Origin of the sequence: Streptomyces sp. NRRL WC-3742, assembly GCF_000720635.1 — a bacterium.
Lineage (GTDB): Bacteria > Actinomycetota > Actinomycetes > Streptomycetales > Streptomycetaceae > Kitasatospora.
In genome coordinates this window covers 14,936-29,360 of the sequence record NZ_JOCF01000087.1, presented here as the reverse complement: position 1 = coordinate 29,360, position 14,425 = coordinate 14,936, and the positions used below count along the sequence as shown (strand labels likewise).

Annotated in this window: 14 protein-coding genes and 1 pseudogene; 7 read left to right on the top strand and 8 right to left on the bottom strand. The window is 73.3% G+C overall.

The genetic code is table 11. The annotated features are described in order from the left end of the window. Together IH61_RS0134945 and IH61_RS0134940 are read right to left on the bottom strand one after the other, a co-directional pair. Positions 1-711, bottom strand: a 711-nt coding sequence (locus IH61_RS0134945) for a spermidine synthase (protein WP_107057321.1), incomplete at its 3' end; no start/stop codon positions are given. 65 nt (positions 712-776) lie between these two features. After that, entirely contained in the window at positions 777-1,772 is a 996-nt protein-coding gene (locus tag IH61_RS0134940) for an alpha/beta hydrolase (RefSeq protein WP_051838567.1), read from the bottom strand. 268 nt (positions 1,773-2,040) lie between these two features. On the opposite strand from IH61_RS0134940, the gene IH61_RS0134935 reads away from it, so the two are divergent. Beyond that, entirely contained in the window at positions 2,041-3,447 is a 1,407-nt protein-coding gene (locus tag IH61_RS0134935; RefSeq protein WP_031077439.1) for a selenium-binding protein SBP56-related protein, read from the top strand. Positions 3,448-3,476: 29 nt separating this feature from the next. On the opposite strand, the pseudogene IH61_RS41955 reads toward IH61_RS0134935, so the two are convergent. Next, positions 3,477-4,357, bottom strand: a pseudogene (locus IH61_RS41955) (helix-turn-helix domain-containing protein). A gap of 133 nt (positions 4,358-4,490) precedes the next feature. Between IH61_RS41955 and IH61_RS0134925 the strand changes: the two are divergent. Beyond that, the gene (locus IH61_RS0134925; protein WP_031077437.1) at positions 4,491-5,555 is read left to right on the top strand and encodes an NAD(P)-dependent alcohol dehydrogenase; all 1,065 of its coding nucleotides are present in this window, start codon (positions 4,491-4,493) and stop codon (positions 5,553-5,555) included. A gap of 92 nt (positions 5,556-5,647) precedes the next feature. Here IH61_RS0134925 and IH61_RS0134920 read toward each other — a convergent pair whose 3' ends face one another. The 3 genes from IH61_RS0134920 to IH61_RS49805 all read right to left on the bottom strand — a co-directional run bounded on the left by IH61_RS0134920 (position 5,648) and on the right by IH61_RS49805 (position 7,721). Further along, the gene (locus tag IH61_RS0134920; protein ID WP_234327465.1) at positions 5,648-6,163 is read right to left on the bottom strand and encodes a DUF6114 domain-containing protein; all 516 of its coding nucleotides are present in this window, start codon (positions 6,161-6,163) and stop codon (positions 5,648-5,650) included. 2 nt (positions 6,164-6,165) lie between these two features. Beyond that, entirely contained in the window at positions 6,166-6,819 is a 654-nt protein-coding gene (locus IH61_RS0134915; protein WP_031077435.1) for a DUF6230 family protein, read from the bottom strand. Positions 6,820-6,959: 140 nt separating this feature from the next. Beyond that, entirely contained in the window at positions 6,960-7,721 is a 762-nt protein-coding gene (locus IH61_RS49805; protein ID WP_051838566.1) for a TetR/AcrR family transcriptional regulator, read from the bottom strand. 291 nt (positions 7,722-8,012) lie between these two features. Between IH61_RS49805 and IH61_RS0134905 the strand changes: the two genes are divergently transcribed. From IH61_RS0134905 to IH61_RS0134890, 4 genes are all read left to right on the top strand, one after another. Beyond that, the gene (locus IH61_RS0134905) at positions 8,013-8,684 is read left to right on the top strand and encodes a hypothetical protein (RefSeq protein WP_031077433.1); all 672 of its coding nucleotides are present in this window, start codon (positions 8,013-8,015) and stop codon (positions 8,682-8,684) included. Between the two features lie 154 nt (positions 8,685-8,838). Further along, positions 8,839-9,717 carry an AAA family ATPase gene (locus tag IH61_RS0134900; RefSeq protein ID WP_031077432.1) on the top strand — a complete coding sequence of 293 codons (879 nt, stop codon included), beginning with the start codon at positions 8,839-8,841 and terminating at the stop codon, positions 9,715-9,717. Beyond that, positions 9,714-11,189 (top strand): vWA domain-containing protein, encoded by a 1,476-nt coding sequence (locus tag IH61_RS0134895; RefSeq protein ID WP_031077431.1) that lies wholly within the window; start codon positions 9,714-9,716, stop codon positions 11,187-11,189. The genes IH61_RS0134900 and IH61_RS0134895 overlap by 4 nt, the downstream gene beginning before the upstream one ends. Before the next feature lie 127 nt (positions 11,190-11,316). Further along, positions 11,317-12,231 carry a hypothetical protein gene (locus IH61_RS0134890; RefSeq protein WP_031077430.1) on the top strand — a complete coding sequence of 305 codons (915 nt, stop codon included), beginning with the start codon at positions 11,317-11,319 and terminating at the stop codon, positions 12,229-12,231. A gap of 15 nt (positions 12,232-12,246) precedes the next feature. On the opposite strand, the gene IH61_RS0134885 is transcribed toward IH61_RS0134890, so the two are convergent. Further along, positions 12,247-12,825, bottom strand: coding sequence for a TetR/AcrR family transcriptional regulator (locus IH61_RS0134885; RefSeq protein WP_051838565.1), 579 nt, complete (start codon positions 12,823-12,825; stop codon positions 12,247-12,249). A gap of 115 nt (positions 12,826-12,940) precedes the next feature. Between IH61_RS0134885 and IH61_RS41950 the strand changes: the two genes are divergently transcribed. Further along, complete coding sequence (locus IH61_RS41950; protein WP_037973762.1) at positions 12,941-13,369, top strand: nuclear transport factor 2 family protein; 429 nt, start codon at positions 12,941-12,943, stop codon at positions 13,367-13,369. A gap of 87 nt (positions 13,370-13,456) precedes the next feature. On the opposite strand, the gene IH61_RS0134875 is transcribed toward IH61_RS41950, so the two are convergent. Continuing rightward, positions 13,457-14,425, bottom strand: coding sequence for an alpha/beta fold hydrolase (locus IH61_RS0134875; protein WP_031077424.1), 969 nt, complete (start codon positions 14,423-14,425; stop codon positions 13,457-13,459).

Below are 14,425 nucleotides of genomic sequence, written 5' to 3'. Positions count from 1 at the left end.
GGTGAGGGTGGGGCCGTCGGTGAGACGCGCGGGGAAGATGTCGGCGGCGAGGAGGCGGGCCAGGGGGGCGGTGGGGAGGGGGGTGGTGGAGCCGGCGAGGAGGATGTTGCCGTAGCGGCGGCCGCGGAGGACGGGGGCTTCGGTGGCGAGGAGGACGTGCGGGAAGACCGCCGCCAGGGTTGCGGCCTGGGCCTTGGCGAAGGCGAGGGGCGGGCCGTCGGCGAGGTTGGCGGCGTAGCAGCCGCCTTCGCGCAGGGCGGCTGCGGCCAGGTGCAGGAACTCGACCGAGGTGAGGTGGGCGGGGGTGCGGGAGCCGTGGAAGACGTCCGCGACGATCAGGTCCTGCGAGCGGGCCGGGACGGCGGCGAGGCAGGCCCGGGCGTCGCCGACGACGGCGGTGATGTCGGCGCCGGGCTGGTCCTGCCAGGGCAGGTGTTCGGTGACGAGGTCGAGCAGCGGCCCGTCCACCTCGACGACGCGCTGGTGCGAGCCGGGCCGGGTGGCGGCGAGGTAGCGGGGCAGGGTGAGGGCGCCGCCGCCGAGGTGGAGGACGTCCAGGGGGCGGCCGGCGGGTGCGAGGACGTCGGCGAGGTGGCCGAGGCGCCGGGTGTACTCGAACTCGAGGTGTGTCGGCTCGGCGAGGTCCACGTAGGACTGGGGCGTGCCGTCGAGGGTGAGCAGCCAGGCGTCCTCGCGGTCGACGTCGGGCATGAGCTTGGCGTACCCGAGGTCGGTCTGCCGTCCGACCGGGACGGGGTCGTCGAAGGACTGCGGGGTCACGCCTCCACCGGCCGCGCGTCCACGCCCAGGTCCACGTCCAGGTCCACGTCCAGGTACGCCTCGAGCCACCGGTCGAGCTCGGCGAACACCGCGGCCCGCGCCGCCTCCCCGGAGAGCACCAGGTCGTGCATGCCGCCCTCGATGCGGACGATGGTGACGTGCCGCCCCAACCGCGGCCCCTCGGCCGCGATGTCGTCGGCGCGAAGCACGGCGTCGGCGTGGTGCAGGGCGCTGGTCCACTTGGTGGTGGCGATGGAGCGGGTGGAGGCCATGAGCAGCACCGGAACGTCGATGCCGAGGCCGCGCTTCAGGCGGCGCTGCCCCTGGTGGATGGCGGAGAGCCAGCCCGCGTAGAGGGGGAAGCTCTCGGGGCGCTTGAGGGTGAGGTCGAACTCCCACTCGCCCTGGTGGTCCTTGTGGAGGCTGTGGGTGTAGTGCGGGTTGAGCGCGGAGGGCAGGACGCGCGTGGGGGCGAGGCGTCCGAGGGCGGTGACGACCGGGCCGCCGGCCGTGCGGACGGCGGCGCCGGCGGGCATGGACAGGAAGGGGCTGTTGAGGAACAGCCCCTCGACGAGTCCGCGCCCGGCGCGGCGGCCGGCCCACAGGGAGCCGATGAGGCCGCCGGTGGAGTGCCCGTTGAGGAGGAGTCGGCGGTGCCCGTCCTCCTCGCGGATGATGCGGACGGCCTCGTCGATCTCCTCGTCGTACTCGGCGAGGTCGCGCACGAAGTTGGGCGACTGGTGCGGGCGCATCGAGCGGCCGTACTTGCGCAGGTCGAGGGCGTAGAAGGAGAAGCCGAGCGCGGTGTAGTGGTCGGCCAGGTGGGTCTGGAAGAAGTAGTCGTTGTAGCCGTGGACGTACAGCACGGCCCGCTCGGAGCCGGGCACGAGCCGGCGGACGAGGGTGGCGCAGACCGGGCCCTCGTCGTCGGGGCGCAGGGTCAGTTCGGCCGCCTCGTAGGGGGCACCGAGGATGTCTTCCCGAAACTCCATCGTCTCCGCCGTACCCGTTCTTCTCTCGCGCCGCCCCGGGGCGTCCGGGGCGGGCCGTCGCCCGTTCCGCCCCTGACCATACCGGCCGGTAGGGGGCATCCGCTCGGCGGCTCCGCCCGCCCGCGCGGCGCACCGGCTGCGCCCCCGGCCCGCCACCGGGTGCGCCTCCAGCCCGCTCCCCGTGCGCCTGCTGTGCGCCGCCGGTGGTGTGGAACGCTGCCGGGAAGGTCCAACTTCGTTGATCTTCCCGGAGAGTTGAGGAGAGCCCATGCCCGAGGCCGGTCACACCGATCCGTCGCTCTACCGTTCGGCCGCGGAGGCGATCGCCGCGCCGCCGGAGAGGCTGGCGTACGTCGCCGGGTTCGACCGGGCGGCCGAGCGGCCGGACGCGCTGCTGACGGTGGACACCGATCCGGCCTCGCCGACCTACGGGACGGTCCTGAACTTCGCCGAACTGCCGACCCTCGGCGACGAGTTGCACCACTTCGGCTGGAACGCCTGCTCCAGCGCGCTGGCCCACGCCTGCCACGAGCACCCGGAGCGCCGCTACCTGCTGCTGCCGGGGCTGCGCTCCTCCCGGCTGCACGTGATGGACACCCGGCCGGACCCGGTGCGCCCGCGCCTGGTGAAGACCGTGGAGCCCGAGGAGCTGGCCGCGAAGGCCGGCTACTCGCGGCCGCACACCCTGCACTGCGGCCCGGACGGCGTGTTCCTGTCCTGCCTGGGCGGGGCGCGCGGCGAGGACGGACCGGGCGGGGTGGCGCTGCTGGACCACACCACCTTCGAGGTGCTGCGCCCGTGGGAGACGGAGCGCGGCCCGCAGCACTTCGCGTACGACGTGTGGTGGCACCTGGGCACGGGCGTGGGCGTCACCAGCGAGTGGGGCACCCCGGGCATGGTCGAGAACGGAGTGGTGCCGGAGCTGCTGCTGGGCCGCAAGTACGGGCACGCCCTGCACTTCTGGGAGCTGGATTCGGGCCGTCACCTCCAGCGGGTGGACCTCGGCGACCAGTACCAGATGGTGCTGGAGCTGCGCCCCTCGCACGACCCGCAGGCGGAGTGGGGCTTCGTCGGGGTGGTGACCAACGTGGAGGACCTCTCGGCCTCGGTGTGGCTCTGGTACCGCGACGGCGAGGCGTTCACGGCCCGCAAGGTGATCGAGATCCCGGCCGAGCCGGCGAAGGCGGAGGACCTGCCGCCCGCGCTGCAGCCCTTCGGCGCGGTGCCGCCGCTGATCACGGACATCAACCTGTCCGTGGACGACCGCTGGCTGTACGTGTCGGCCTGGGGCACCGGCGAGCTGCTGCAGTTCGACGTGTCGGACCCGTTCCACCCCCGGAGGACGGCCTCCGTACGGCTGGGCGGGATCGTCGACCGCACCCCGCACCCGGCCGAGCCGGACCGGCCGCTGAGCGGGGCGCCGCAGATGGTGGAGATCAGCCGGGACGGCCGCCGGCTCTACCTGACCAACTCCCTCTACGGCGCCTGGGACGACCAGTTCTACCCGGCGGGCATCGACCCGTGGCTGATCAAGCTGGACGCGGACCCGGAGGTCGGCGGGCTGAGCGTCGACGAGCGCTTCTTCCCGCACGGCGCGGACTTCCGGGGCCTGCGGGTGCACCAGACGCACCTGGCGGGCGGCGACGCCTCCTCCGACTCGTACTGCTACCGCTGATCGGAAGGCGGCGGACGGCCTGCGGTCCGCTACCGCTCCACCGGCGACGGGGAGTCCGGGCGGACGGCCTCGCTCGCCGCCCAACTGGCCAGCAGCCGCAGGGACTCGGCGGAGGTGCTGCCCGGTTCGGCGTGGTAGGAGACGAACTCCTGCTCGGCGTCGGCGGGCCGCATCGTCTCGTAGCGCAGGCTCAGCGGGCCGACGAGGGGTGGTGCAGTTCCTTGGCGCCGTACCCCTTGTCCTGGATGCCGTGGGCGGCCCACAGGCGGCGGAAGTCGGCGCTCTTCAGGGAGAGTTCACCGATCAGGGAGGCCAGCCGGGGGTCGTCCGGGTCCCGGCCCGCGTCCAGGCGCAGGCTGCCGACGACGTCGGTGGCCTTGGCCTCCCAGTCGCTGTACAGGTCTCGGGTGGCGGGGTCGAGGAAGACCAGCCAGGCCATGTTGCGCCGCTCGGGCGCCATCGCGGCGAAGTCGCCGAGCAGGGCGGCGGCGAGCCGGTTCCAGGCGATCACGTCCATCCGCCGCCCGAGCACGTACGCGGGCACGCCGTCCATCGCGTCCAGCAGTTGCTGGAACGCCGGGCGCACCCGCTGCGGGCGGCCGGAGGCGCCGCCGCGCGCCGGACCGCGCTTCGCGGGCCGGGTGAGCCGCAGCAGGTGCTCGCGCTCGGCGGGGCTGAGCCGCAGCACCCGGGCGATGGCCTCCAGCACGGAGGCGGAGACGTTCTCCCCGTGGCCCTGTTCGAGCCGGGTGTAGTAGGCGGTACTGACGCCCGCGAGCCGGGCCAGCTCCTCGCGGCGAAGGCCGGGCACCCGGCGCCGGGTGGTGGTGCCGGGCAGTCCCACGTCCTCAGGGCGCAGCCGGGCGCGTCGGGATCGGAGGAACTCGCTGAGTTCGGTGCGCTGGTCCATCCCAGAAGTATGCGCACGTCACGGCGTGGTGAGGGTACTACTGCGGGACGTACGTTGCGCGATGGTACGACGGACGTTCGTACGACGGCCTCGGGTCTGGTTGAGCGGGCAGCCGGGGCGCAGGCTGACGGCCATGAAGAACGAGACGAACCCGCGCACCGTCACCGCCTACGCCGCCGAGCGGCCGAACGCCCCGCTGGCGAGGACCACCGTGCGCCGCCGGGCCGTGGGCGAGCGCGACATCGTGATCGACGTCCGCTTCACGGGCATCTGCCACACCGACCTGCACCAGGTCGCCGAGGACTGGGGCACGGGGACGTTCCCGATGGTCCCGGGCCACGAGATCGCGGGCGTGGTGAGCGAGGTCGGCCCCGGCGTGACGCGCTGGCAGGTCGCCGACCGGGTCGGCGTGGGCTGCTTCGTCGACTCCTGCCGCACCTGCGACAACTGCCGCGCGGGCCTTCAGCAGTACTGCACCGGCGAGGTCGGCACCGTCTGGACGTACAACAGCACCGGCCGGGACGGCCTGACGACGTACGGCGGGTACTCCACCGAGCTGGTGGTGGACGAGGCGTACGCGCTGCGCATCCCCGACGCTCTGCCGCTGGACGCCGCCGCGCCGCTGCTGTGCGCCGGCGTCACCGTCTACTCGCCGCTGGCCCACTGGGGCGCGGGCCCGGGCCGGAAGGTCGCGGTGATCGGCCTGGGCGGCCTGGGCCACCTCGCCGTGAAGCTGGCGCACGCGCTGGGCGCGGAGGTCACCGTGCTGAGCCAGTCGCTGCGCAAGCGCGAGGACGGGCTGCGCCTGGGCGCCGACGACTACCGGGCCACCTCCGACCCGGCGACCTTCACCGAGCTGGCGGGCCGCTTCGACCTGATCCTCAACACCGTCTCCGCCGACCTCGACCTGACGGCCTACCTGGACCTGCTGCGCGTCGACGGCACGCTGGTGCAGCTCGGCGCGCCGGAGAAGCCGGTGCGGGTGAACGCCGGGGCGCTGCTGTCGGGGCGCCGGTCGCTGTCGGGTTCGCAGATCGGCGGGCTGCCCGAGACGCAGGAGATGCTGGACTTCTGCGGCGAGCACGGCATCGCGGCGGAGATCGAGCTGGTCGGCGCCGAGGGGATCAACGAGGCGTTCCGGCGCCTGGCCGAGGGCGACGTACGGTACCGGTTCGTGATCGACGCCTCCACGATCTGAGGCGCCGTCGACGATCCGAGGCACCGGCCCCGGCCACGGCCGTGCCCCGCGTCCCGGTGCTCTCCCACCACCGGGGCGCGGGGCACGACCGGTCACACCCCGGCGGCCGCCTTCGCCTCCCGGCGCCACGCCCGCCGGTCCTCGCGCCGCTGCCTCCCACGTCGCAGCGGCTGGTCCGGCACCCATCCGAAGGTCAGGCAGGCGCCGACCACCCCGAGCAGCATCCCGATCAGGAAGCCGCCGAAGTTGGAGGTCACCCAGGTGCCCAGCGCGGCGAGCACGCCGATGACGGAGTAGAACAGCCGCTGGGCCGGGTTGAACAGGATCAGCAGCCCGCACACCAGCATCACCGCGGGCACCAGCAGCCCGGCCAGCCCCTCCATGCCGATGTGCAGCACGAGGGGCAGCGGCATCTTCATGACGAAGAGCACCTCGCCGCCGCCGAGCGTCAGCAGCAGCCCGCCCCAGAACGGCCGACGGCCCCGCCAGTCGCCCTTCGCCGGGCGGCCCGCGACGGGAGCGACGGGAGCGGCGGGCTCGACGGGCGCGGCGGGCGCCGCGGGAACCGATGCGGCGGGCGCGGCCGGCTCCGGCACGGACCCCGCCATGCTCAGCAGCCCTTGGAGTCGAAGCTCAGCCGCAGGTTGGGCAGCTTGAACTTGAGCGCCGTGCTGGCGTAGTTGTGCTGCTTGACGTGCGTCATGTCGACGTGGTCGGCCTGCTGCCCGAAGACGCCCGGGTTGCCCTTGCCGTACCGTCCGGCGTTCTTGTACGTGCTGGCGTCGCCGCCGATCTCGATGTTGTCGAAGGCCGCGTCGCCGGAGAGCAGGTCGGAGTCGGTGGTGAGGTCGGTGGCGGTGACCGGGTCCTTGCCGTCACCGGCGTGGATGACCAGGTTGACGCCGCCGAGGTCGACGCTCTGGCACAGGTTGGTGATCCTGGCGGTCTTGATCGCGGAGACGGCGACCAGCACCTGGCCGCCGGTGTTCCCCTGGTTGGGGCTGTCCGGGATCATCTCGTCCAGGCTGCCGTACTGCGCGAAGCCGTCGCCCTCGAGGCGGTCGGCGGTGATCGTGAACGGCATGCCGGAGATGGAGAACTGGTTGGCGAGCACGCCCTGCGCGGTGAGCGTCATCAGCAGCCCGCCGAGTGCGACGGCCGGGACGGCCATCAGGGCGGTGCGCCTGAACCGTACCCGGCCTCTTGTGGCGGCGGGTGTCTGCGGTGCCTCGGCCGCTTCGGCGGCTTCCTCGGACGTGGCCATGTGTGCTCCCTGAGGTGGATTCGGGATTGTGCAGTCACTGGCACGTTGTCCTGGCGCGGACAGCGTTCCACGGCCCGCGCGGACGGCCGCCCTCGGCAGCGGGGCGGGTCCGGCGGATCGCGTTCGGAGTAACCGTGAAGCTACTGCCGGGTATCGGCCGGGTCAATACGGGTGCACGAAGGATCTTCACCGGTCGTCGACCGGGCCGACCCGAGCCGAACGGCCGCCTGCTCCGGGCCCAGGAACGGCGCCAGGCAGAAGAGGCTCAACACCGGGAGCAGGTCGGGGAGTTGATCGGTGCGGCCGGAGGATATCCACCGGTACAGCGCGCTGTAGACGCCGCCCACCACGGCGTCCACCACCTCCTGCACCGCGACACCGCCCGGAAGTTGGGGCACCTCGGCGAAGAACGCCCGGAATCGGGTGAGGAGTTGCTCGCGCTCCTGACGACCGGCCGGGCCGACGGCCTCGATCTCGATCACCGCCATCGCGGCGAACGCGGGCGTCCCCGCGAGGAGTTGGAGCATCGCCCCGAGCGCCTGCCGGATGCCGGCGCACCAGTCGGATTCGGCCGCGAAGGCCGCCGCCATCCGGCGGATCACCACACCCGTGCCGAAGCGGTGCGCGGCGAGGAAGGCGTCCTCCTTGCCGCTGAACTGCTCGTAGAAGACGGGCCTGGTCACACCCGCCGCGCGGCAGATGTCGCTCACCGTCGCGTGCTGGTAGCCGCGGTCCGCGACGGTGCGCACCAGACCGTCCAGCAGGCGTTCGCGCTGGGTCGCGGCGACGACTCCGGCGGGCTGGCGGCGGGGGCCGGGCTTGATCGAGCGGGCCGGGTCGCGGCCGGTCCGGGCGCCCGGGAGCAGGATCACGTCGGCTCTGCGGAGGGTTTCGTCGTCCATCACCAACTCCTGTGTCCTGTCTTGACTTTGACGTAACGCCGGGTTTACAACACTGGCAGGTTTCCAACCGGCGGGCGAGCAGCCCGGCCGGAGGACCCCAGGGGTACAGAGCACGTTCGGGCCCGTGGCGCCGGGCCCGCCGTGCCGGGCGCCTCCTTCGGCTCACGCCCGAGCGCCACCCCGTGCAGCTCCCGGTGTGCCATGCCACCGCACCTCCCCCGTCGTGCACACCACCACACCCGCCGGCGGGGATTCCCCCACCCGTCCCCCGGGACGGAGAGAGGCACCCTCATGCGCATCCGCCGCACTCTCGCCACCGCCACCCTCGCCGCCATCGCCCTCACCGGCGCGGCCGTCGCCCCCGCCCAGGCCGACGCCGCCGCCGTCCTCACCACCGGCAGCCTCGGCGGCCCGAACGTCTCCGTCGGAGACGTCCTGACCGCCAACCTCGTCTCCGGCACCTACGCGACCTTCTACAACAGCGACACCGGGACGAGCGGCATCAAGTGCGCCGCCTCCTCCTTCTCCGCCACCGTGACGGCCAACCCGGCCGCCCCCGGCGCGGCCGTCGAGCAGCTCAACACCCAGACCTTCGGCTCCTGCACCTCCAACGTCTTCGGCGTCACGAGCGTGCGCAGCGTCACCGTCACCAACCTGCCGTTCACCAACACCGTCAGCGACGACCCCGGCTACCCGGTCGCGCTCACCCCCGGCGCGGCGGGCTCCATGGGCACCACCGTCGTCCTCGGCACCATCCTGGGCAGCGTCACCTGCAAGTACTCCAACACCACCGGCATCGCGGGCACCACCGACAACGGCGCCAACTCCATCGGCTTCTCGGCCCAGCCGTTCACCCTGGTCTCCGGCCCGGGCCTGTGCTTCTCCACCGGCTACTTCAGCGCCACCTACGGCCCGGTCTCCGACAGCTCGGTCGCCGGAAGCCCGCTCCTGTACGTCAACTGACCGGCCCCGCAAGGCCGGTAGAGCACCAACGGCGTACGGCGGCCCCGCGGTCGTCGTACGCCGCCGACCCCCGCGACAGGAATGTGACCGGCCGGTAGGGTGGCGCCCCGACGGACACATCCCAGGACACATCCCAGCGGAGCGGGGCACCACCATGAGCGACACCGGCGAGGGCACGGGCTTCTTCACCTCGGTGACGGACGCCGCCGAACGGCTGGCCGCCACCGGCTACCTGGCCTCCACCGCCGTGGCCACCACCGTCTACCTCGCCGACCGCCTCGGCAAGCCTCTCCTCGTCGAGGGCCCCGCCGGCGTCGGCAAGACCGAACTCGCCAAGGCCCTCGCCGCGATCGGCCGCGCCCGGCTCGTCCGCCTCCAGTGCTACGAGGGCATCGACGAGGCCCGCGCCCTCTACGAGTGGAACCACGCCAAGCAGCTGCTGCGCATCACCGCCGGCCGCGACGAGAGCTGGGACGCCGCGCGCACCGACATCTTCGGCGAGGAGTTCCTCCTCCCCCGCCCGCTGCTCACCGCCATCCGAGGCGAGGAGCCCACCGTCCTGCTCATCGACGAGATGGACAAGGCCGACGTCGAGGTCGAGGCCCTGCTCCTCGAGGTGCTCAGCGACTTCCAGGTCACCGTGCCCGAGCTCGGCACCATCACCGCGAGCCGGCGCCCCTTCGTGCTGCTCACCTCCAACGCCACCCGGGAACTCTCCGAGGCGCTGCGCCGCCGCTGCCTCTTCCTCCACCTCGACTACCCGGAGGCCGAGTTGGAGCGCAGGATCGTCCGCCTCAAGGTGCCCGGACTGGACGGGGCCCTCGCCGACTCCCTGGTACGGATCGTCGGCGCGCTGCGGGCGATGGAACTGCGCAAGGCGCCGTCCGTCGCCGAGACCATCGACTGGGCCCGCACCCTGCTCGCCCTCGGCGCCGACACCCTGGACGACGCGGTGGTGCGCGACACCCTCGGTGTGATCCTCAAGCACCAGGAGGACGTGCGCAAGGCGTCCCAGAAGCTCACCCTCGCATGACCACGACCGCTACCCCCGGCCCCGCCGACCCGGCCTCGCGCCTGACCGGGCTCGTCCGGGCGCTGCGCGGCCACGGCCTGCGGATCGGCCCCTCCGAGACCGTGGACGCGGCCGCCGTCCTCGCCGTCCTCGGCCTCGACGACCGCGAGCAGGTACGGGCCGGGCTGGCCGCCGCCGTGCTGCGCTCCGAGGGCCAGCGGGCCGTCTTCGACGCCACCTTCGACCTGTTCTTCCCCCTCGGCGTCGGCACCCCCGAAGCCGTACGCGCCGACCCGCCGCCGCTGCCCGACGACCCGCAGCCGCCGCGCTTCGGCCGCCCCGACCCGCTGCGCGACGACCTGCGCGAGCGCCTCGCCGCCGCCCTCGCCGCCGACGACCGCGCCGCCCAGGGCCGCCTCGCCGGGGAGGTGATCGAGGCCCTCGGCCGCTACGGCGACGGCTCCAGCCCCGGTACGGACGGCTGGTCCGCCCACCAGGCGCTCGGCCGGCTCGCCCCCGAGACCCTGCTCGCCCGCATCCTCGCCGCGCTGCGCCCGGGAGGCGCCGACCCCGCCGACCCCGCCGACCGGGTGCTCGCCGACGAGATCCGCCGCCGCATCCAGGGCTTCCGGGGCCTCGTGGCCGGGGAGGCCCGCCGCCGCGTCGCCGAACTGCGCGGCACCGAGCGGATCGCCGAACGCGCCGTCGCCCCCACCGCCGACCGCATCGACTTCCTCGCCGCCGGCCGCGACCAGCTCGCCGAACTGCGGCGCACCGTCCACCCGTTGGCCCGCAAGCTCGCCACCCGCCTGGCCGCCCGGCGCCGCCGCGCCGCCCGTGGGCAGATAGACCTTCGCCGCACCCTGCGCCGCTCGCTCACCACCGGCGGGGTGCCGCTGCGCCCGGCGTACCGGCTGCGCCGCCCGGCCCGGCCCGAACTGGTGCTGCTGTGCGACGTCTCCGGCTCGGTGGCCGGGTTCGCGGACTTCACCATGCTGCTGGTGCACGCGATGAGCGAACAGTTCAGCAGGGTCCGGGTGTTCGCGTTCGTCAACCGCACCGCCGAGGTCACCGACCTGTTGCACAGCACCGACGGGGACCCTGCTCGCCTAGGCCCTGTCCCGGCGACCTTGCCGGGACAGGGCCTGGCCGCCCGCATCCTCACCGGCGCCGAGGTCATGGGCCACCACGGCAACAGCGACTACGGCGCCGCCCTCGGCGACTTCGCCGACCGCCACCTGGACGCCGTCGGCCCGCGCACCACGGTGCTGCTGCTCGGCGACGCCCGCACCAACCACCGCGACCCCAATCTCGCGGCGCTGCGGCTGATCCACGCCCGCGCCCGCCGCGTCCTGTGGCTCAACCCCGAGCAGCCCGCACTGTGGCCCACCGGAGACTCGGCCGCGCTCGCCTACGCGGAGGTCGTCGAGATGCACTCCTGCCGCAACGCCCGCCGCCTCGCCGACCTGATCAGCCGCCTCCTGCCGGTCTGACGCCCGTTCCACCGTTGCCCGTTCGGGCGGTGTTTCCTGCCCCGCCCCTGTCCGTCCGGGCCTGGGCCGGGGTGCGGGCCGTGCACGAGACTGCGTGTCATCCGTGTCGTATCACCGGAGGACGCACATGCACGCCCAGGAGCCGGCCCGACAGAGCGACCACGAGACGCGCCGCTCCCCCCGTACGCGGGCGGCGGCCCTGCCACCCGGGCTGGCCCTGCAGCGGACGGTGGGCAACGCCGCCGCCGTCGAGATGCTGGAGCGCGAACGCCGCCGCCCGGCGGCCGGTGCGGGCCTCGCCGTTCAGCGCGTCATCGACCCGGCGGTGATCCAGAGCGAGCAGGAGGCCCAGGGCATCACCGGCCCGGTGAAGATCGTCGAGGTGCCGGACGACGTCACGGCCGGGACGCCGTTCCGCGCGTATCCGGCCGGGCACTGCCTCAACCTGACCGATGCGGAGCTGAACCTGAGCGTCCACGCCCTCAACGGCGGTCGGGCCGATGACATGGCGGCCGACGCCGTGGCCCTGGCAGGTGGCGGCGGCTACCTGTCGGAGTACCGGATCATCCTGGTCAACAGCAGGCCCGAGGGCGGGTACACCGCCCTGCAGACCATCCAGCACGAGATGGGCCATCTGCTCCAGCACGAGCAGGGGTTCAGCGTGGACATGTCCGAGGGCCGCCGGGCCCTGGTCGAGTACCACAACATGCTCGTGAACGAGAACCCCCGGACCGGGAGCATGCGCACCGAGTACACCAGCGCCGACAACTCGATCGTCACCGTGGTCAGGGAGCGGGCCACGGCCGCCGGGGTCACGGGGCTGAACCGGCCCTGGGACGCCATGGTCGCCTACCTCGAAACGCATGACGAGGGCGGCTCGCAACGGCGCCTGGTCGAAGCGATCGAGCAGGAACTGGCCAAGGACGACTACAGCGAGATCGAGGGCAGGGGACTCAACAAGGCGCAGCGGCGCGCGAAGATCAGGGACCGCATCGGCCGGATGTACTTCAACAGCCTCTTCGCCGAACCACGACAGGGTTAGGCCGTGTCTTTCGGATCACGCCCGTAGCCCGTCGCACAGCACCCGCACCAGCCGCCCGTCCCGCGCGTCCGCCGGGCGGCGGCGTTCGGCCGCGACCGCGCCGGCGATCAGCGCGTGCAGGTCGGCCCCGTCCACGTCGGTGCGCACGGCCCCGGCGGCCTGTGCCCGGGCGAGCAACTCGACGAGCACCTCCCGCAGTTGTGCCGCCACGGCCGAGGTGCCCGGCTGCAGTTGGACGCCCGCGCCGATCAGCGCGTCGGCGAGGTCCATCTTGACCATCGCCCCGGCGACCAGTTCCTCGAGGAAGGTGAACAGCCCCGCGCCCGGGTCGCCCTCGGCCAGTACGGCCCGGCCGCGCGCGGTCTGGTTCTCCAGGGTGTCCGAGACGACGGCCTCGAACAGCGCCTCCTTGGTGGGGAAGTGCCGGTAGACCGTGCCAGCGCCGACCCCCGCCCGGCGGGCGATCTCGTCCAGCGGTACGGCCAGCCCCTCGGCGGTGAACGCCTCGCGGGCCGCCGCCAGCACCTTGGCCCGGTTGCGGCGGGCGTCGGCCCGCAGCGGGCGGCTGTCCTCGGGGGTCGGGGTCGTGGACATGGGTCTCCTCGCAAGCGGGCTGACGGGTCGACAAACGGGGCGCTCGTTCCGTATCGTCGAAACGGGGCCACCGTTCCGATACTACGGCCCCACCTGCCGACCGAGGGAGAGCACCATGTCCGTTGCCACCCGCACACCCCGCGAGACCGTCGAGGAGTTCCTGCGCATCACGGTCGAGGGCCCCCGCGAGGCCCTCGCCGACTGCTACGCCCCGGACGCCGTGGTGAGCATCCCCTTCGCCCCGGACGGCATCCCGCAGGAGAGCGCCGGCCGGGAGGTCATGCGCGAGCAGATGAAGGTCACCGCCGGGCTGTGGACCTTCCACTCCGTCGACGGTGTGAGCATCCACGAGACGGTGGACCCGGAGGTCGTGATCGCCGAGTTCCGCGTCCACGGCCGGATGACCGCGAGCGAGGAGGAGTTCAGCCTCCGCTACATCTGCGTCATGCGGATCGTCGACGGCCTGATCGTCTCCTCCCGCGACTACGGCAACCCGCTGGAGTCCGCCGTTCTGCGCAGCGGCCTGCGCTTCACCCAGGAGTAGCCGGGCCGGTGGCGGCCTCCTCCGCGAAGGAGGAGGCCGCCACCCGTCAACGCGCCTACCCGTCAACGCGCCTACCCGTCCAGGTGCCTACCCGTCCAGGTGCTTGAGGAAGTCGAGCAGCGCCTCCGTCACCTCGGCCGGCCGCTCCTGCTGCGTCCAGTGCCCGGTGTCCGGCAGCCGGACGTGGCGGTACAGGTTCGGCGTGACCTCGCCCAGCAGGTAGGACAGCACCGGCGCCGGGACCATCGCGTTCACCAGGTCCTGCTCGCCCACCACGTACAGGGCCGGCGCCTCGATGCGCAGGCCCTTGAACGCCTGCATCAGCTCGTTGTTGCGGTCGATGTTGCGGTACCAGTTGAGCCCGCCGGTGAACGCCCGCTCGCCGTGCAGGCCGTAGTCGGCGGCCATGGCGTCGAGGTCGGCCTCGGTGAGCCAGTCGGGCAGGTGCTCCGGCTCGGGGAGGGTGTCCAGCAGCGCCTTGCCCTCGGGCACCACCCACGGCCGGGGCTTCCCGTCCGGCTGGACGCCGCACAGGACGCGCCGCAGGCTGGCCCTGACGTCGGCCGCGAGCTCCGCGTCGGCCTTGCCCGGCTCCTGGAAGTAGATCTGGTAGAAGCCCTCGCCGAAGTTCTCCCGCGCCGCCGCCAGCGGGGACGGCCCGGCGGGCAGCGGCGGCACGCTCAGGCCCGCGACACCGCGCACCAGGTCGGGCCGCAGCGCGGCGGCGGACCACGCGACGGGCGCGCCCCAGTCGTGGCCGATGACGACGGCCTGCTCGGCGCCGAGCGCGTTGATCAGCCCGGCCACGTCGCCCAGCAGGTGCAGCAGGGTGTAGGCGTCGATCTGCTCGGGCTGCTCGCTGCGGGCGTACCCGCGCTGGTCGGGCGCGACGACCCGGTAGCCCGCCTCGGCGAGCGGCGCGAACTGGTGGCGCCAGGAGTACCAGCTCTCGGGGAAGCCGTGCAGCAGCAGGACCAGCGGCCCCTCGCCCTGCTCCGCGATGTGCAGCCGCACCCCGTTGACCTCGACCTCGCTGTGCTTGATCTCCTCGTACAA